Origin of the sequence: Paenibacillus sp. LHD-38, assembly GCF_031157315.1 — a bacterium.
Lineage (GTDB): Bacteria > Bacillota > Bacilli > Paenibacillales > Paenibacillaceae > Pristimantibacillus.
Genome location: NZ_JAVIFU010000020.1, coordinates 1 through 19,192 on the forward strand (window position 1 = coordinate 1; position 19,192 = coordinate 19,192).

17 protein-coding genes are annotated in these 19,192 nt (G+C 51.2%); 7 read left to right on the forward strand and 10 right to left on the reverse strand.

All coding sequences use genetic code 11. The features are described 5' to 3' along the window. Nucleotides 1-100: 100 nt before the first annotated feature. Nucleotides 101-511, reverse strand: a complete 411-nt coding sequence (locus RCO25_RS17925) for a hypothetical protein (protein WP_308997516.1) — start codon at nt 509-511, stop codon at nt 101-103. A 536-nt stretch (nt 512-1,047) separates the two neighbouring features. Between RCO25_RS17925 and RCO25_RS17930 the strand changes: the two genes are divergently transcribed. Beyond that, nucleotides 1,048-1,314: a hypothetical protein gene (locus tag RCO25_RS17930; protein ID WP_308997517.1), complete on the forward strand. Its 267-nt coding sequence runs from the start codon at nt 1,048-1,050 to the stop codon at nt 1,312-1,314. Here the strand turns inward: RCO25_RS17930 and RCO25_RS17935 are convergent. The 7 genes from RCO25_RS17935 to RCO25_RS17965 form a co-directional block, all read right to left on the reverse strand. Further along, nucleotides 1,311-3,020, reverse strand: coding sequence for an ABC transporter ATP-binding protein (locus RCO25_RS17935; protein WP_308997518.1), 1,710 nt, complete (start codon nt 3,018-3,020; stop codon nt 1,311-1,313). The two genes, RCO25_RS17930 and RCO25_RS17935, sit on opposite strands and share 4 nt — an antisense overlap. After that, on the reverse strand, nt 3,007-4,818 hold the full coding sequence (locus RCO25_RS17940) for an ABC transporter ATP-binding protein (protein ID WP_308997519.1): 1,812 nt from the start codon (nt 4,816-4,818) through the stop codon (nt 3,007-3,009). The genes RCO25_RS17935 and RCO25_RS17940 overlap by 14 nt, the downstream gene beginning before the upstream one ends. A gap of 246 nt (nt 4,819-5,064) precedes the next feature. Next, entirely contained in the window at nt 5,065-6,078 is a 1,014-nt protein-coding gene (locus RCO25_RS17945; protein ID WP_308997520.1) for a zinc-binding alcohol dehydrogenase family protein, read from the reverse strand. A gap of 15 nt (nt 6,079-6,093) precedes the next feature. Further along, nucleotides 6,094-7,038, reverse strand: a complete 945-nt coding sequence (locus RCO25_RS17950; RefSeq protein ID WP_308997521.1) for an aldo/keto reductase — start codon at nt 7,036-7,038, stop codon at nt 6,094-6,096. A gap of 58 nt (nt 7,039-7,096) precedes the next feature. Then, nucleotides 7,097-8,596: a UxaA family hydrolase gene (locus tag RCO25_RS17955; protein ID WP_308997522.1), complete on the reverse strand. Its 1,500-nt coding sequence runs from the start codon at nt 8,594-8,596 to the stop codon at nt 7,097-7,099. Next, nucleotides 8,589-10,085: a tagaturonate reductase gene (locus tag RCO25_RS17960; RefSeq protein WP_308997523.1), complete on the reverse strand. Its 1,497-nt coding sequence runs from the start codon at nt 10,083-10,085 to the stop codon at nt 8,589-8,591. Before RCO25_RS17960 ends, RCO25_RS17955 begins: the two co-directional genes overlap by 8 nt. Beyond that, the gene (locus RCO25_RS17965; protein ID WP_308997524.1) at nt 10,082-10,912 is read right to left on the reverse strand and encodes an amidohydrolase family protein; all 831 of its coding nucleotides are present in this window, start codon (nt 10,910-10,912) and stop codon (nt 10,082-10,084) included. Before RCO25_RS17965 ends, RCO25_RS17960 begins: the two co-directional genes overlap by 4 nt. 148 nt (nt 10,913-11,060) lie before the next feature. On the opposite strand from RCO25_RS17965, the gene RCO25_RS17970 reads away from it, so the two are divergent. From RCO25_RS17970 to RCO25_RS17980, 3 genes are all read left to right on the forward strand, one after another. Further along, complete coding sequence (locus RCO25_RS17970; protein ID WP_308997525.1) at nt 11,061-11,927, forward strand: AraC family transcriptional regulator; 867 nt, start codon at nt 11,061-11,063, stop codon at nt 11,925-11,927. Between the two features lie 93 nt (nt 11,928-12,020). Further along, on the forward strand, nt 12,021-12,182 hold the full coding sequence (locus RCO25_RS17975; protein ID WP_308997526.1) for a hypothetical protein: 162 nt from the start codon (nt 12,021-12,023) through the stop codon (nt 12,180-12,182). A gap of 54 nt (nt 12,183-12,236) precedes the next feature. Then, nucleotides 12,237-12,404, forward strand: coding sequence for a hypothetical protein (locus tag RCO25_RS17980; RefSeq protein ID WP_308997527.1), 168 nt, complete (start codon nt 12,237-12,239; stop codon nt 12,402-12,404). Nucleotides 12,405-12,511: 107 nt separating this feature from the next. Here the strand turns inward: RCO25_RS17980 and RCO25_RS17985 are convergent, their stop codons facing one another. Further along, nucleotides 12,512-13,462, reverse strand: a complete 951-nt coding sequence (locus tag RCO25_RS17985; protein ID WP_308997528.1) for an EamA family transporter — start codon at nt 13,460-13,462, stop codon at nt 12,512-12,514. Nucleotides 13,463-13,765: 303 nt separating this feature from the next. On the opposite strand from RCO25_RS17985, the gene RCO25_RS17990 reads away from it, so the two are divergent. Both RCO25_RS17990 and RCO25_RS17995 read left to right on the forward strand, forming a co-directional pair. Next, nucleotides 13,766-14,956: an acyltransferase gene (locus RCO25_RS17990; RefSeq protein ID WP_308997529.1), complete on the forward strand. Its 1,191-nt coding sequence runs from the start codon at nt 13,766-13,768 to the stop codon at nt 14,954-14,956. A gap of 278 nt (nt 14,957-15,234) precedes the next feature. Continuing rightward, nucleotides 15,235-16,107: a VOC family protein gene (locus RCO25_RS17995; protein WP_308997530.1), complete on the forward strand. Its 873-nt coding sequence runs from the start codon at nt 15,235-15,237 to the stop codon at nt 16,105-16,107. On the opposite strand, the gene RCO25_RS18000 is transcribed toward RCO25_RS17995, so the two are convergent. Further along, the gene (locus RCO25_RS18000) at nt 16,104-16,958 is read right to left on the reverse strand and encodes a helix-turn-helix transcriptional regulator (RefSeq protein WP_308997531.1); all 855 of its coding nucleotides are present in this window, start codon (nt 16,956-16,958) and stop codon (nt 16,104-16,106) included. The two genes, RCO25_RS17995 and RCO25_RS18000, sit on opposite strands and share 4 nt — an antisense overlap. 158 nt (nt 16,959-17,116) lie before the next feature. On the opposite strand from RCO25_RS18000, the gene RCO25_RS18005 reads away from it, so the two are divergent. Continuing rightward, nucleotides 17,117-19,171 carry a beta-galactosidase gene (locus RCO25_RS18005; RefSeq protein ID WP_308997532.1) on the forward strand — a complete coding sequence of 685 codons (2,055 nt, stop codon included), beginning with the start codon at nt 17,117-17,119 and terminating at the stop codon, nt 19,169-19,171. Nucleotides 19,172-19,192 lie beyond the last annotated feature (21 nt).

The window sequence follows — 19,192 nt, forward strand, 5'->3', positions numbered from 1 at the left end:
CGCTACGAAAGCTGGAAAGAAGATCACAAAGCTAATTCAGAGTCAACTCCAGTATTGGATTGCAGGTTTGCCTAATTACATCAAGGCTTATCTGTCAATTTCAAGCTGCGAAAGTTGAGATATTAAGGCCAACAAGACCAACGCCGATTGTAGAACTACCAAATCCAACGAGACTAACTGTATCGATTGCTCCCGTTAATAGCGATACTAATTCGACCGAAGCTATTCCTGATGCGTAAGCGACAATTGCGCCGCCTGCCGCTAGACCTGGATCGTCAGCCGCCGCTCCTGGCGCGCCAGTTAGTCCTCTTAATCCTCTCAGTCCTCGTGGGCCTGTCAGTCCACGCGGTCCTCGCGGTCCTCGCGGTCCTACAGATCCGCGGCTGCCATTTGCTCCTTTTTGAGCATCGACAATAATTTTGGGAGCGTTGATTTGCTTATTGACGATAATTGGGCAGCAAGCTTTAACTGGTTTTTTAACACAACGCTTTTTACAAGATTTGTAATTCATGTAAAGCACCTCCTTGTTATTTGTCTTATGATATGTTGTCCCTCTAGTTGTTGAGTGGATTAATAGTTGATATTTTCATAGACTATGAACTATATTTATGAAATTGTACTTTTGTATGCTATGAATTCGTCTACAAAGTCACCTTGTTTGTTTCGGAGAGATTGAAAGAAGGGAGTGATATTTTCGATGAATATCGGCCGTTGGCAGCCTAAACCGTTCGGAATCTCATCTTTAAAATATGAAATGAATCAACAATCGGATAAGTCTGTCCAATTAAGGGTAGCCCAAGGGGTTTATGTCACAAAGGATATCCGACCATTACCCGACCGAAAATCTCCTCGTCCCGGGAACTCCTTAGTGAGAATTTTCGATGCTTTTACATCCCTTCCATTTCCATTTTGGAGGCTCTTTTAGTTGCTTATGCTGTCGCCTTCAAACTGAAAGGGTGCTTTTTGAACAGCCTCTTTTAATAGAATCGGAATGAACTTTTCTTTTTAGAGGATGGACATTTCTATACGGCTTGGAGGTGCGACAGGTTGATGAACGGCGGCGCGGTTGACGGAATCGGGCAGCTCACAGGCGAGTGCTTTGGGCCTGATAGCAGCGGTAGGAGTAGCGGCTTGTCTGTCCGCAACATACATGGGATGGCAGTCAGCTTTCATGTTGCGCTGACAGGTAACGTTAACCAAACAAAACAAAACAGCGGCAGCCCGGGACGCACTATCCATGTCCCGTCTGCCGCTCGCAACTATAAAAAGGTTTCAAGAGGTTTCTTTATCGATTGGTTTGAGCTGCAATGCTAATGCTGCGCCATAAGCAGCTGCTGATAAACCCTGCCCCTAGACAGAAGCTCGTTATGCGTGCCCGTTTCCGCTAAAGCACCTTGATCCATTACAAATATGACGTCCGCATTCTCAATCGTAGACAGACGGTGCGCGATCATGATCGTTGTCAGCCCTTCCCGCCTTGCCTCCAGCGCGGCAAGCAGCTGGCGCTCCGTCTCCAGATCAAGCGCCGAGGTTGCTTCATCCAGCACTAGTATCTCCGGGTTGGTGACGATAGCGCGTGCTATGGCGATGCGCTGGCGCTGTCCGCCGGAGAGCTTAATCCCTCTTTCCCCGATATTGGTGGCATAACCACCCTGCATCCCTAGAATAAAGTCATGGATCTGCGCAATGCGGCAGGCTTCCTCGATATCCGCTTCCGTCACCCCGTCGCGGCCGAGCATCAGATTCTCGCGAATCGTATCCGAGAACATATACGGGTCTTGAAACACAATCGCTATCTTCCGGGCCCATTGTTCGCGGTTATAGGTATGGGCATCCCGTTCATTCAGCTTGAAGCTTCCCATCGGCACATCATAAAAGCGTACCAAGAGCTGGGCAATCGTCGATTTCCCGCCGCCGCTCGTCCCTACGAACGCAATTTTTCGTCCGATAGGCAAATCTGCGGTAAAGCCGCGGATAACCTCCGGAAGCTCTGGCGAATAGCGAAAGCTCGTATCGTGAAAGGATAAATGCTCGATTTTGCGCTCCATACCCTGTGAACCAGGATCATTCTGCTCCAGCTCCAAAATACGCTGTACCCTGTCCACATTCGCAAGCTGTGACGACATACTCATGATGAACTGAAACAAATTGTAAAAGGAATCCGACATTTGCGTTGAAAACTGAAACAAAATAACGAATGTTCCGATCGACATCTGATCATGAATAAGCTGTATGCCGCAGTAGCCCAGCACGAGAATGCCAATGCCCCATTTCATCGGATCGCTGTAACGAATTTGCCGATTAACGAGCTTGCCTTCTATCATGACCTGGTCGAAATATTCCGCAAACATTTTGTTATACAGCTTCTCTTCCCATTTTAACCGGTGGTATGCGACCACCTCGCGCGTAGATGCGACGCCTTCCTCGATTTGGATCAGAAGCGCGGTGCGTTTCTCCGCTACCTGTCTGGCCTGCGCTTTCAGCTTTGGCGTGAAATAATAACCGATCAATACATAAATCGTACATAGTCCTACGATCATTAGCAGCAGGATGGGGCTCGAGAAGCCGATGATCGCCATCAAAATGCATAGGTTCAGCGTCTCCTGCATCCCCCGCGGGATCTGCCAGCCGATTACGCTCGCCGATATGTACAGATCCTGCGTGAACGAATAGACGTATTTGCCGGTTCTTTCATTTTGAAACCGCTCGACCGGGACATTTTCAAGCCGCTTCAGCATACGGGAGAGCAGCGAGCGGCTGACCGCAAATTCATTGCGCACAAGGCTCCGGCTCGTCATCGTAAACATGAGCGAGTACACGATGCCCGCAATCGCAAAGATTCCGATTACCACGGGCATCAGCTCATAGTTCCCTTTCGTAAACACATCGTCGATTAAAATCTTTTGAACATAGACAAGTGTGTAATTGGATACCGATTCCAGCGCAAGATAGAGCAGCACAATCAGATAAGTGCCCTTTAGCAGAACCGAATTGGTCCAAAAGATTTTAAGATACTTCATGCGCAACCCTTCCTTCCGCTGCTTCCGATAGTCCGCTTTCCAGCTCATACAGCAGCCCTTTCCGGTCGAGCAGCTCCTCGTAGCTGCCTGCCTCCGCGACGCGGCCCTCATGAATGACGACGATTTTGTCAAAATGCTTTACCGTCGACAGACGATGCGCAATCGCGATCGTCGTTCGGTTCACAAGCACCTCATCCAGCGCCCGCTGCACCTCATACTCGCTCACATTATCAAGCGAAGAGGTCGCTTCATCGAGCAAAATAATAGCCGGCTGCTTCACGAACATGCGCGCAATCGATATGCGCTGCTTCTGTCCGCCTGACAGCTTAATGCCCCGCTCGCCGACAAGCGTGTCGTAGCCCTCCGGCAGCTGCATTATAAAATCATGCGCGTACGCGGCTTTTGCGGCCGCGATGACCTCTTCGTCGCTCGCTTCCGGCTTGCCGAAGCGAATGTTTTCTTTGACCGAGGATCCGAACAAATATGTCTCTTGAAACACGTAACCGATGGACTCGCGCAAACGCTCCAGCGTCATTTGCTGAATCGGCACGCCGTCGAGCTTGATGGTCCCCGCGGTCGGATCATAAAACCGTCCGATCATTTTGAACATCGTCGTTTTGCCGTTTCCGCTCGCCCCTACAAATGCCACCTTCTCGCCAGGCTTAATCGTTAGCGTGAAGCCGTTAATGACCGGAGGCTGCCCCGGATATTGGAAATGAACATTATGGAATACAAGTCCCCCGCGCACCTTTTCGAGAGTAATCGGCTCGGCCGGATCATCAATTTCAATCGGCTTATGCATGAACCGGAACAGCGGAATCGTCTGGTGGATAATGAGCTTCTGCTCGGTCAGCTGCGTGACGAGCAGGGTAAGGCGGAACATCGTTGTCATGTAGAGGAGGGTAAAGGCGATAAAACCGCCTAACGTAATCCACTGATTTTGCAAAGCGTAGTAGCCGGTAATAAACAAAGCGATTGCGCCCAAATAAAAGGTAAACCGCCGAAAGCTTCCTCTGCCGAAGCTGTACGTTGCGGCGAGCAAATAATAATGGGACCAGTTTTTGTGTTTCCCGAGCGTCCGCTCATGGTACCAGGGCTGGGAGCCAAAGGCGCGGAATTCGCGCAAGCCGGAAATGCTCTCGTATACCGCTTGATTATAGTCGATTCGGGATTGGCCGGATTGCCTGCCGTACAAAGCTGCTTTGCGCTCAAAATAAGGACCAAATAAATAATAAAGCCCGAATGTCGGCAGCATGATTAGACATAACCAGCCGCTGATGCTGAGCAGCAGCACGATTGCCACCGCTATGAAAAGTAAATTTTCGATGACGCTCGGCAGGACGTTACGGTAAATTTTCTGAACGGAAGCGACCTCGGAGTTGAACATCGACAGCGTCTCACCCGCCGGATGCCGTTCATAATGAGCAAACCCGAGCTTGCGCAGATGCTTGAAGATTGCCGTCTGCATATCGCGCGAGGCCAGCTCCCCAATCGTCCGCTGCAGCAGGTTGCGGTAGTTCTTGGCGATGAGCATGAGCAAATTGATGACGGTAAGCCCAGCTAAAATAGTGATAAACAATGACGTATCTTTGTTAACTACGACATGATCAATGACGTATTGGATCATCTTGGGCGTCAGCGTTTCTCCCGCGACCGCCATCGTGCCGCATGCCGCAAGCGCTGCGATTTGCTTCTTATAGGGCAGCAGAAACCGGAGCGCCCACACATAAGACCGCCTCGATTCGTCCAGCTCCGCTTTTTGCTTTGCTTTGCCTGCTTGCTTCTCTGTATTTAACATCGTTATCCCCCCTTATTCCTTCATCCGAATGTTTTTTACAATACCTAAATATTGGAAGTCAGCTTCCAATCATAATTCCGCCCGCCCTTTTTTGTCAACGTACTAATTTAGTATAAAAATTCTCTACCTGGTCATAGCAAATGCCCCTGATTCAAGGCCGCACTGACGGATAAACGCGTAGAAAGCCCGGCACAAGGCTGGATCGCCTTTTTTGCCGGACCTTCTATAATAGTGGCTATGCCTTGGCTATAATTCCACCATCGCTTTAATTACCTTCGATTCCGGCTTCAGCCAGCTGTCGAAATGGTTGATCATATCGGCAAAAGGAACACGGTGCGTGATGAAGCTGTTCACGTCTATGCTTCCGCTTGCCACAGCTTCCTGCACGGCGGCAAAATCCTCGATCGTCGCGTTGCGGCTGCCCATTAACGTCATTTCTCTTTTATGGAACTCCGGATCATTGAAGGACAGCTCCGCCTTGACGAGCCCTACGTAAACCAGCCTTCCGCCGTGTGCCACGAAGCCGAACGCATCCGCCATGGAGCGTGCATTGCCGGTAGCATCAAACACTGCCGTCGGATACTCGCCGTTCGTTAATTCGGCAAGCTTCTCCTTCGCGCCCTGCAATGCGTTTACCGTATCATCCACTTTAGCCCACTGCTTGCAAAAGGCAAGCCGTTCGTCTTGAATATCCATGGCGATGACGCGTGCCCCTCGGTGCTTAGCAAAAGCCATGACACCAAGCCCAATCGGCCCCGAGCCAATGACGAGCACCGTCTCTCCGGCTTGAAGCGCAGCCCGTCGAACGGCATGTGCGCCAATGCTCAGCGGCTCAAGCACAGCCGCCTGATCCAGCGTCAGCCCGTTTGCTGCGAGCAAATGCGTAACGGGAACGACAATGAGCTCCCGCATGCCTCCATCGATATGAACGCCAAGCACCTTCATATCCGTACAGCAGTTCGTCTTCCCGTTCCGGCAAGCAATGCATTCGCCGCAGTGCATATAGGGGATGATGCTTACCTGGTCGCCGGCATGAATCCTGCCATGCGGATCATCGATTTGTTCTACGACTCCTGCCAGCTCGTGTCCCAGCACGCGCGGGTAGGAGAAAAAAGGCTGGTTCCCCTTATACGCATGCAGATCGGTGCCGCATATGCCGATTCTGCGAATTCGAACGACAGCCGTTCCCGGCAGCAATGCCGGCTTTTCCTGCTCCACCAGTTTAAGCTGATCCACTTGCTCACATACGATTGCTCTCACCCTGCAGCTCTCCCTTTATACGACAATGCCCGTATTGTATTCTTCTCTGCCGCTTTCCCAGCTCCGGTTGTGAATCGGCGCCAGAATCGCAAGCACCTCTGCCAACAGCTCTTCATGGATCGGCTCGTCCGTCCATTCGATATTCTTGCGGATATTATCCGGGTTAGCCGTACTCACGAGCGTTGTCGGGATTCGCTCGTTAGCGGTGGCATATTGCACCGCAAGCTTAGCGATGTCCTCTCCTTTGGCCGCGCAGTATGCGGCAGCTTCTTGGCATGCAGCCCGTACCTCGGCGCCAGCGGGATGCCAATCGGCGAGGGCGCGATTGCCAAGCAAGCCCATCGAAAGCGGGGATGCGCTGATCAAGCCGACCTGCTGCCGCTCCAGCAGAGGCAGGATGTCCAGCAGGGACGTGTCATTCAACGAATAATGGCAATAAGAAAGCACGGCATCGAGCTCCGTGTAGGCGAGTGATTTCTCAAATACAGTCAGCGGCAGCCCCGATACGCCTGAAAATCTTATTTTCCCCGCCTGCTTCAGCTTCTCAAGCGCAAGGAACGCACCCTCGGCTACCTGCTCGAACGGCACAAATTCAATATCATGCAGAAACAAGATGTCGATGTAGTCCGTTTGCAGGCGCTGCAGGCTCTCGTCCACACTGCTGATGATGCGCTGCTCGGAAAAGTCGAACTTATCGGCGCCGTACCGGCCAGCTTTCGTCGTCAAAACAAAACGGTCTCGCTTCATCTCCGCTATCGCCTTGCCCAGCACCCTCTCCGCCTTCGTTAAGCCGTAATAGGGCGAAACGTCAATTAGATTAATGCCCATATCCACTGCAGTATGCACCGTACGCACGCTTTCCGCATCATCCGTCTCCCTAAACACAGACCCAAGCGATGATGCTCCAAAGCTGAGCGCCGACACCTCCAAACCCGTCTTGCCGAGCTTGCGGTATTTCATCTCTATCCACTCCTATTATGAGAATCCTTCCAGCTAATTTCTGCGCATGAGCATGCCTCTACAAAATAACGCCGTCCTTGAAAATGGCGATTTCCTTAAAGCCGTTGCGCTCATTGTTCGTTTGAGACTCACCCGATGCAAGGCTGATCAATTGCTCCCACAGCTCAGCGGTCAGCATTTCCATGCTCTTGTTTTCAAGCAGCTGTCCTGCATTAAAATCGATCCAGTTCTTCTTGCGTCCAGCCAGCTCGCTGTTCGTCGCAATCTTCACCGTCGGCACGGGTCCGCCAAACGGCGTTCCTCTTCCTGTCGTGAACAGCACGATATGCGCGCCTCCCGCGGATAACGCCGTAACCGAAACAAGGTCATTGCCCGGCGCCTCCAGCAGGTTGAGTCCGCTACTCGTTATGCGCTCCCCGTAAGGCACAACATCCCGCACGATCGCATGGCCGCCCTTTTGCGTGCAGCCGAGCGACTTCTCCTCCAGCGTGCTGATTCCTCCATCCTTGTTCCCAGGTGACGGATTCTCGTAAATCTCTTGGTCATGCTTAATGAAATATTGTTTAAAATCATTGATTAAATGAACGATTTTATGAAAAACCTGCTCGTCCGCGGCACGGCTCATGAGTATTGTCTCCGCGCCAAACATCTCCGGCACCTCGGTCAAAATCGCCGTTCCGCCCGCTGCGATCAAACGGTCGGATACCGCACCGACAAGCGGATTAGCCGTGATGCCCGACAGTCCGTCCGAGCCTCCGCATTTGAGACCCAGCTTCAGCTTCGACACCGGAACCGGTTCGCGCTTGAAGCGCTCGGCGTATCCCACCAGCTCTTCAACTAGCTCCAGCGCATCTTCGATTTCATCCTCCGCATCCTGCGACTTCAGAAATTTCACCCGCTCCGGGCTATGCTCGCCAATCGCCCGCTTGAAAGCATCAATCTGGTTATTCTCGCAGCCGAGTCCGATCACCAGCACGCCTGCCGCGTTCGGATGGTTCGCCAGCGAGGCAAGCAGCTTCTGCGTATGCACTAGGTCATCGCCAAGCTGCGAGCAGCCAAACGGATGCGCAAAATGATAAACGCCGTCCACCCGGCCTTCATACCTTGCATTCGCTTTTCTCGCTACGATTTCACAGGTTTTATTGATGCAGCCCACTGTGTTGATAATCCAAATTTCGTTGCGGATGCCGACATCTCCATTTTCGCGGATAAAGCCTTGGAAGGTGCGGCCTGCATCAAGCGACGGCGCCTTTATCTGCTCAGCAGCAGTCGGCTCAAAGGAGTAATCGAGAAAGCCCTTTAGGCCGGTGCCCATATTATGCGTATGCACCCAGCTCCCCGGCATGAGATCTTCCTTCGCCACGCCAATGGAATAACCGAATTTCAGCACATGCTCGCCTTTGCGGACAACGCTCGTCAGCACCTTATGTCCCTTTGGCACCGCATCCTGCAGCTCAAGCATAGCCCCGTTCTCAAGCGTAAGCTTATCCCCTTTGGCAAAAGGCTGAAGGGCAATCACGACATGATCCTGCTCATGCAACCTAACCCAGTTATTCATTGGCGTATCGCTCCATTTCTATTATTTTCGCGCTAAGCGCGGCTGTCAGATCCGGCCATTCGGCCGCCAAGTCGCGTCCCCAGACATTCGTTAGGCCAAGCAGCCTCATGGTTGTTTTCTCCTGCGGCCAATGCTGCTCCAGCGCCTCCGCCCATACTTCCGCAATCGACGCCAGCAGGCTGGCATCATCCCGCACCGTATAGGATACACCGCTCAAGGATCGGCCCTCGAAACCAGCTTCGGTCTTGCTCACCTTGTAATACCGCAGCAAGCCGGCAAACCCAGCGGCAAGACCGCTTGGCACCGCCTTGCCGCCTTCCGCATAATGCAGCAAGGACGGCAGCAGCCTCACTTTGAATTTACTCAGACTGTTCATTGCGATATCAGTCAGTCTATGACGGATGAACGGATTCAGGAAACGCTCATATACATCGCCAGCGTATGCCTTCAGCTCCGCCTCGGCGATGGACAGCGAAGGAATGATTTCCGACTCCACGGTATTCCGTACGAGCGGGCCAAGCACGGAATGCTCCATGGCCTCTCTCACCTGCTCGATATCATAAAGAAGTCCAAGCGGCGTCATAAGCGTGTGTGCGCCGTTTAGGATGCGGACCTTCCGAAGCTGAAACGGCTTCAGGTCCTTCACCCAATGAACATTCAGCCCCGCCTTGCGCAGCGGCAGCACCTCTTCAAGCTCCGGCTCCGCCTCGATAGCCCATAGATGATAAGGCTCCGCCGTGGTCAGCATCGGATCGGAATAGCCCCATTCGCCAAACCAGGCTTCAGCTTGCGCATCATCCGGGTAACCGGTTACGATTCGGTCCACCAGCGAATTCAAAAACCGGTTATGCTTGACGACCCAATCCTTAAAGGCTTCCGAATAACCCCAATCCTCGCTGTAACGCAAAATGCAGCTGCGAAGCTCGTCGCCGTTACGCTCAAGCAGCTCGCAAGGCAAGCAAATCAATCCGCGCTCCGGATCGCCGTTGAAATGGGTGAACCTGCGGTAAAGCAGCTGCGTCAGCTTGCCGGGAAACGACTGTATCGGCTGTCCTTCCACAAGCTCCTCAGGCCGGTATACAAGCCCCGCCTCTGTCGTATTCGATACGACAACCCGAAGATCGGCGTTTTCAGCCAAGGCAAGATAGCTCTCCCATTCGGAATAAGGGTCGAACACGCTGCCAAATACGGAGATGACTTCGGTCCGCTCCACGCTTTCTCCGTTCTCCAAGCCCCGGATGACCAGCGTATATAATCCGTCTTGGCCCGCTAGCGCGTCAATCTTCGGCTTCCCGCCAGGGCGCGGCTGCGTTACCGCAATACTGCCCTCATATAATCCTTGCTTCCTGCATTCATGCAGCATCCAGTCAAAAAAGCCGCGCAGAAAGTTACCCTCTCCGATCTGCAGCACCGTTATCTTCGCTTGCTTCATTTCGTCGTATAAGACGGCTTGCTCCTCGTTTAGCTGTTGATGATTTAAAGTTGTCATATGCGGTAGAACTCCTTTGCATTTAGTCCGAACAGCCGCTCACGATCCGCTTCCGTCCATGTCTCCGGCAATGCTTGTCCTAGCACAGAAACCACCTCGTCGTAGCTTGCTGCGAGCAAGCTGACCGGCCAGTCGCTGCCATACATCACTCGCCCGGGTCCGAATACGTCCAGCACATGCTCGATGTATGGCTTGAACGCAGCCGGCTCCCAGTTATTGTGGTCCGCCTCGGTCACCATGCCGGAAAGCTTGCAATAAATCCGAGGATGGGCCGCTATTTGGCTCATTTGCTCTTTCCATGGCTCCAGCACTCCGTCTTTTATTCGCGGCTTAGCGATATGGTCAATAACGGCATGCAGGTGAGGCACCTGATCCAGCAGCTTCACTAATGGCTCCAGCTGGTGTGATACAACCAGTAAATCAACAGGCACGCCCTTCTCCGCAAAAAAAGTGAGCGCTTCCACATAGGTCGGCGCTAGTATCGCGTTTGCGTCCGGCATCTCCTGTATCATCAATCGAAAGCCTACGAATTTAGGATGCTTCGCAAACCGTTCATAGTGAATCCGGTAGTCAGGGTCTGTTAAATCCAGCCATGCCACGACGCCTGCTATCGTTGGCTCAGTCTCGCTCAAAGCCAGCAAAAAATCGGTCTCAGCGAGCGTCGCCGCCGCTTGTACCACAATTGTTCCGTCAAGCTGATGTTTATTTAGAAGGGGCTCCAAATGCTGCGGCAAAAAATCCCGGTACAGCACCGGTAATGCCGGTGTAATCCAGCCGTAATCCCCTCGTTCTATGCTCCAATAATGCTGATGCGCATCCAATCTCATCTCTTCCGCCTCTTTTCTAGCAGATTAGGTTCCTCTTTATTATAAAAAACAATATCGATGTCTGAAATAATCAATTATCGCATATTTGTACTCTTTTTTGATATTTGCTACAATCAGGCTGACAAATGACATAAAGTGAGGTAAGCCCATGAATCCATATCGGAAAAGGTTCGACGCCATGACCCCGTTTCCATTCGAGTGCGTCTATCGGGATACCAAAAGCGCACAAAACGAGCTGCCCGACCATTTTCACGATTGGTATGAGCTTGTCTATATTTATAGCGGAAAAGGAACCTTTTTTATCGATCAAACTTTTTATGACGCTGTACCCGGCGACGTGTTCCTTATTCCCGGCAATACGATTCACCGTTCCTTTCCGGATCCGGATGATCCAAAAACTTCAACCGCGCTGTTTTTTAACGCATCGCTCGTCCATAGTCCGCCGCTCGGTGACGCCTTCTCCTATTTACGCTGCTTCGAGCAAGCCAAACGCCGGAAAGCCTATAAGCTTCCGGCTGCAGCTGCAGGCGATAAACAGCAGATGATCTCCTTAATCGATCGCATCCATTACGAGGAAACGGAGAAGCTTCCAGGCTATCGCCAGGCTGTTCTTCTTCATCTTCAGCAAATCTTGCTGCTGCTCGGCCGCACCCTTCACCCGGCAGAAGAAGGCCAAACCGCCGTATCCTCCTCCGCACCCGGCTGGATGACAGCGATTCTGACCTATATCGACGGGCATCCAGGCAGCCCTCTCGGTCTGTCGCAGCTAGCTAAACGCGCATCCGTTACGCCGGCGCATTTCTCCCGTGTCTTTAAGAAGCTGACCGGGATGAACGTTACGGAATATGTCACGACCAAACGAATTATTCGCGCCAAGGAGCTGCTGGTCGAGAGCGACACCAATATCGCCGGCATTGCGGAGCAATGCGGCTTCGAGAGCCTTCCGCATTTTCACCGCATGTTCAAGAAACTAACAGGCATGACTCCCTCGCATTACAAAAGGAACGATAATTGATAGATTTGACGGTTATCATTAGCGGATACAAGCGGTTTCCTTCTCTCATATAGTATCTAGCAAAGAGAAACTTGCCGGCAGGGAGGGAAACTAATGGTTCGTTCGAGTGTCAAAACCGTCAAGTACCGCGTAGGAAAAAACAATTACCTGATTATTAATATTTATCAAACCGCTGAAGCAAGCGCCCAGCAAGGCAACGTGCTTGCCAGCAATGCAGCTACCGTACAAATTTTCAAGAAACCCAAACGCCGCTAATTTTTCCCCCGTGCAATGCAGCATGGCGCCTTTCACTTGAAGGGGGGTGAGCAAATGTCACGTAAACATTCCAAACAAGGCAACTCGGTCAAAAAAGACAATGGCAAAACCTTCGTCAACGTCAAACAAGGCGCTAATGCATCCATCAATCAAGGCGGCAATGCATTCGCAATCAATGCAACAGACATCGGCGTCGTTCGTATTCGTCCTGGCCAGCAATAATTTGAAATCGCAGCAGCCCGCCCTTATCCTATTCTTCTAACTAACCGCACCGAAACGAAAAGGACTCACCCTGGGGTCAATGACCTTAAGGTGAGTCCTTTTTACCGTTACGCTCCGAACAGCCTCATCAGCAAAATACCCGCGAACGCAAGCGAGATCCCCGTGACCTCCGCCGGCGTAAACCGTTCCTTCACGACAAAGCGCGTATAAAGCAGTACGATCAGCACATTAAGCGCGGTCACCGCCGATACGAGTCCGGCTTTGCCGAGATCAAATGCCGTCAGAATAAACATCATGCCAACCGCATTCGTAATGCCCACAGCCAGACCAACGAGGTATGTACGTTTGCCGCTCCATGCCGCTCCATATGCAGCCGCTTTGCCTGCGCCGATTGAGGAAACCTGAGAAACCCGTACCTCGCCTCCTGCCATGCCCGAGCTTTGAACCGCCAGCGATCGGCTGCCCTGCTCGCTTTGCAAATCCCGCAGCCACCATAAACCAAAACAAACCGTTCCCGTTACGAACATAAAAAACATCGTTGGGAATATATCCGCCTCCATCAGCGTGGACCATTTGCCCGACAAATCATTTGCCGCGAACAGCAGCATCGCCAGCAGCCCCCACTGGGCTCCCTGCAAATTGCGAAGCGAGATGTCGTTAGATAAGCGAACCAGCAGCACGCCTCCTATAATCACGACAAAGGCAATGAGCTGCATAGCATGAAGCTTCTCCTGCCAAAGCCCAAAAGCAACGATGACGACTACTACGGACGGCAGCGCCGTTAATATTGCCACTAACGATGCCTTGCCAACCGCAAAGCCCTTGAACATGCTCGCATTCGCACCGAAGGAGAACAGTCCCATTTGTATTCCGATTAAAGCCGCTATTGTCCAATCTGACGAGAAGACGAGCGCGCAAATCCCATTTACGATGGCTCCCATGCTAAAAGTGCCGCATAACAGAAGATTTCGATTAAGCGGCTTTTGACTTGACCAATGATACAGAATGCCTCGTAAACCAAAAAAAATGGCGGCAAACACCGAATAAGTAAGCCACATTTGGGCAAAACGCTCCTTTCCTGCAAGCGTAAACTGCTGACGCCGTCCATAGCCATAGCGGCAAAAGCTCGTTTCGCGGTGAATTATAAGCATCATATAAGGTTAAAGTGTCACGAACATAATAGCACCTATCATATCAAGCTAAACCTCATTTGTCTTTACCTAATGCTAGCAATAGGCCTTAAGCCAACCAGTTAAAATAAAAGTATTGGCTGAAATTAACACTAAACGTATAATATCGATAGAGGCTGGTCCTTGACCTCAAGCAAGCGTTTGCATCTTATAAAAAATAAGGGGATTTTAATGGCACAAGCAGCAAAAAGACCGTATCTGCCCGAGCTCGATATCGTTAGAGCAATTGGCATACTCGCGGTCATCATGATTCATGCCACATCAGCGATCGTAGCGACCTACGATCACCATGCTACGCTTTATCCGCTTTACGTATTTCTAAACACCGTTACCAAATTCGCGGTTCCCGTTTTTATTTTTTTAAGCGGCTTCGTGCTATTTTACAACTACAATGACAAGCCTTTTACGGCAAAAACAATCGGACAGTTTTACAAGAAACGGATGTCCAAAATTTTAATCCCCTTTCTGCTATTCTCTTTATTTTATTTTGGCTTTACGAGATATGCGCAGTTTGGGTTTATTGACCTGCAAACCTTTATCGGTTATTTTACGACGGAGAAATTTCTTAAGATGCTCGTCTTCGGAAAAACATACACGCATCTCTATTTCGTCGTTATTATTATTCAATTTTATGCGCTCTCGCCGCTCATGCTTTATGCAATCAAACGGTTCCCGGCGCTCAGCAAGCATATTGCCTGGATAGGACTTCTTGTGCAGTGGCTGTTTATTTATAAGGTGATCGGTGAATTCCATATTAAAAGCCCCGGAAGCTATTGCTTTACATACATGTTTTATTTTACGGCAGGCGCGTTTATCGGCATCCACTATATGAAGCTCTCGTCATGGATCAACCTGGCCAGAACAAATGTTACGCCGCAAAAAATAGCGGCTTCAATTGCGCTATGGGTTCTGTTCCTATCCTCAAGCCTGATTTTGTTCTATTTTTATTACGAGAACCGGCTGTACAATACAAAGGTCATCAATACGAATCTTCTGGAGATCATTGATGAGATTCGCTGCGTTACGGCAGGCATCCTGCTGCTCCAGATTGCTTACTGGATTTATTCGATTTGGAACAAAACGATTGTGAAGGCGCTTCTGCATATCGGCGCCACCTCCTTCGGGATCTACCTGGTCCATCCGTTTATCTTGTTTTTATACCGTAAAACGAGCCTATCCGGCGATCCGCTTCTGTACCACGCTTGGGCGGCAGGAGGTTTCTTCATCGCACTTCTTATTCCATGGGCAATAGTATCGTTTAGCGCAAGGTTCAAATGGCACTGGCTTCTGTTTGGTCCGCTTCCTGCGAAGAAAAAACAGCCCGCTGCTCCCATTCAGCCGAAGCCGGGTATCGAGGCCTAAAGCAAAGGGCCGTCCGATCGCTTTCGATAGCGCGGACGGCTCTTTTCAAGCGTAAACGGCTGACGCCGTACTTGGCGGCAAAAGCTCGTTTCGCGATAAGTTAATTACTTTTAATAAGTTACTTTGTTTTAATAAATAAATATGATACGATAAATCCATGTATTCTCGATTAGTTTTTTCCCAGTCTTTTGTACATCATATAAACATTAGGTGTTTCTATTGAGGCTTAAAGCTTACGGAGCAAGCCTGCTTTACACTTATATAGAGGAGGAGTTACCATGTCGGCAGTACTAGATCCGCATATTTCGCTGGGCGAAGTGAAGCTGAAGGTTAGTCAATTGGAGAAATCGATTCAATTTTACGAGGAAATCGTCGGATTAAAGGTGCTTCAGCTGGATGAGGCTAAACGCGAGGTTTCTTTCACGGCTGACGGGAAGCAAACGCTGCTTGTGCTGGAGGAAATACCAAATGCCGTCGTGCCGCAAAGACGGTCTAACGCGGGACTTTACCATTTTGCCATATTGCTGCCGGATCGCCCATCTTTATCGCTAGCTTTGCGAAACTTGATTCGCAGCGGCATTCATATCGGACAAGCTGACCATCTCGTCAGCGAGGCGCTTTATATTGCCGATCCGGATAATAACGGAATTGAAATTTACAGGGACCGTCCGCGCGGTCAGTGGAAGCAGGATGCCAGCGGCAACTACGTGATGGCATCCGATCCGCTGGATTGGGAGAGCTTACTCGCAGAGAGCGAAGGACAAGAATGGAGCGGCCTGCCGGCAGGTACGGTCATTGGGCATATCCATCTTCATGTAGGCGATCTTCGTACATCGAGAGCTTTCTACGAGGGCAAGCTCGGCTTTGACGTGGTTGGGGACTATGCGCAGATGTCTGCCGTATTTGTCTCGGCCGGCGGCTACCACCATCATATCGGAATGAACATTTGGGCAGGCGTCGGCGCTGTTTTGCCGCCGGCTAATACGGTGGGCCTGTCTTATTACACAATCGTGTTTCCGACATCTGCTTCTCGTGAAGCATGGCTGGAGCAGCTGCGCAGCGAAGGCGTTGAGGCCGCAGAGCATGGAGATGCTTTTGTGGTTCATGACCCATCCGGCATTGCCATTCACGCGGCCGTTAAAGCCGGTTAATGCAGCGTCGCCCCTTGTCCATAAATGGTGCGGTACATTTTCGGCGATACACCTTCGGCTAAACGAAATACGCGTATAAAATAACTCGCTTGCGCGAACCCGCAACGCGCCGCAACTTCTGTCACGGATAATGCCGTTGTCGCCAGCAGCAGCTTCGCCGCATCGATGCGGCATTCCGTGACATAATGATTCGGCGTTTTTCCCATGACCTGCTGAAACAATCTTAGAAAGTGATAATGGCTGTAGCCTGCCAGCGCTGCCATTCGCTCCAAGCTCCAAGACTCCGCGCATCTGTGCCGTATCTGATCGGCAGCTACCCTTATCGCATTTTGTTTCTCCAGAGCGGAAGATCCCTCCAGCCGTTCGGAATGCTGCACAAGCTCCACCAAGATTTCATAAAGCAAAGCGGATAAACGCGGCTCATTGCCGGTCTCGAAAGGGCTGCAAAGCGCGTACATCTCCTCCGTCAGCTCCTTGAACCTCTTGCGGTTGGAGAACGTAAATAGCCACCCCCCGGTTTCATCCGCCTCTCTAAGCATCGGCAGCGGAATTTGCGTTTCAAAATGAATCCACCGCACATCCCAAGGATCATCCTCGCTCGAGCCGTACTGCTGGAAAGCATGCTTCGGAAACAAAAATCCGTCACCTGCCCGCAGCTGCAGCCGCTCACCGCCGCTTCCATTGATCAAATAGCCGCTTCCCTCATAAATAAGATGCAAATTATAATGCTTCAACTGCCCCTGCTCTCTCCGCTCCGCATGCTGCGGAAACGCATTGTATCGCCCAAATAGATCAGGGTAACATACATACTGGGAAAAAGCTGGACTCGGCACAATATAATGCTGACGCATCACTGCATCCCTCCTTGTTCAAGTTCGCAATATTGTATCATAGATCGCATTATTTTGTCATTTACGGTTGCTACGATTGATTTTACAATAAATAAGAAAAGTAATGATTCGCAATATATTCGTATGATATACATTCCGACTACTAGGAGGTACAGTTAATGAAGCCTATTGAAGCGTTAAAAGAATTTCGACTGGGCACCTGTTATTACCCGGAGCATTGGCCAGAATCACTATGGGAGGATGATTTCAGCCGCATGCGCGAGCTTGGTTTCTCGATCATTCGCGTAGCTGAATTTGCATGGTCGATTTTTGAGCCGGAGGAAGGCGTGTTTTCGTTCGAAAAGTTTGATCGTGCGCTTGACCTCGCCCATAAGCATGGGCTTAAGGTTATCGTCGGCACGCCGACGGCGACACCGCCAGCATGGCTTACCCATAAATATCCCGAGGTGCTGAATGTGTCGCAGGACGGCGTAACGCTGCATCACGGCCTGCGCCGTCATTACAACTACAGCAGCAAAAAATACCGCGAGCTGTCCGCGATTATTACGCGTCAGATGGCTGAGCATTATAAAAATCATCCTGCGGTGATCGGCTGGCAGATCGATAATGAATTCAACTGCGAGATCAGCGAGTTTTATGCGCCTGCCGACCACGACGCCTTCCGCGTATGGCTGCAGGAGAAATACGGCACGCTGGACAAGCTGAATGAGGCCTGGGGCACCGTTTTCTGGAGCCAGACGTATTCCGATTGGGAGCAGGTATTTCTGCCTCGTCCAACGCCCGCTAAGAAGCAGCCTAATCCACATCAGGCGCTTGATGAAAAACGGTTTATTTCCGACAACACAATTTCGTACGCGAAGGTGCAGGGCGATATTTTGCGCGAGGCTGCACCCGATCACTGGGTGACGACAAACGGCTTGTTCGGTCATTTGGACAGCCACCGGATGAACGATGAGCTGCTCGATTTTTTCAGCTACGATTCTTATCCGCAATTCTCTACGATTTATTATGATAAAAACGAAGAAAATCCGCTTGCCGACCGGGGCTGGAGCCAGACGCTCGGAACGGTTCGCTCCATCTCGCCGAACTTCGCCATTATGGAGCAGCAGTCGGGTCCGGGCGGCTGGGTTAACCGAATGGATATGCCGTCTCCTAAGCCGGGACAAATGCGGCTCTGGACGTACCAATCCATTGCCCACGGCGCAAACATGGTGCTTTATTTCCGCTGGCGGACGGCGACGGTTGGCAATGAAATCTATTGGCATGGCATCAATGATTATCACAATAGACCGAACCGCCGCGTTCGGGAGGCTGGACAAATCGGGGCGGAGCTAGCGCAAGCAGGAAACCGGATCGCGAATACGCAATTCAAGGCTGAGATTGCGCTGCTGCGCGACTATGATAATGACTGGGACGGCGAATATGATGTTTGGCATGGCCCGTTCTCATGGCAAAGCGGTAAATCATGGTTTAAAGCGCTCAACCATCGGCATATCCCAAGCGATACGCTGTATGTTCGAAGCAGCACAACCCTCGACGATCTGAAACGCTACAAGGTGCTGGTCTACCCGCATCCTGCTATTATGCGCGATGAAACGGCGGCACTGCTGGAGCAATACACCCGTGAGGGCGGCATTATTATTTTCGGCTGCCGGACCGGCTATAAGAATGAGCACGGACACTGCTACATGCGTCCTTTCCCTGGAGCGGCTGCAGGTCTATGCGGGATTTCCGTAGAGGAGTTTACGATGGTCAAGGGCACGCGTGCAGCAACCTCGATGAAATGGAGCGGCGGAGATGAAGCGTTGACAGGCGCGGATTCCTTCAACGATATTCTTTATGTGGAAAACGATTCGGTCGAGGTAGTCGCCCATTACGCTTCCGATTACTATGCAGGAAAACCTGCGGTAACAAAAAATGCGTTTGGCGAAGGTGAAGCCTGGTACTTCGGCGCCGTATTTAACGAAGCCTCGGCTGGACAAATCATCGAAAGGCTCGGCCTTGTTTCGCCGACAGCCGACTGGCTGACGCTCCCGCAAAGCATTGAGCTGACTATCCGCGAGGGTGAAGACGGACCGCTCTACTTCCTGCTCAACTACAGCGAGCAGCCTGCTGTATTAACGCTCGGCGAACAAAAAAATGATCTGCTTACCGGCACCTTACTGAGCGGGACCGTAACGCTCGAGGGCTACGGCGTTGTTGTTTTAAGTTAAATTCATTACTTGCGCAGCCAA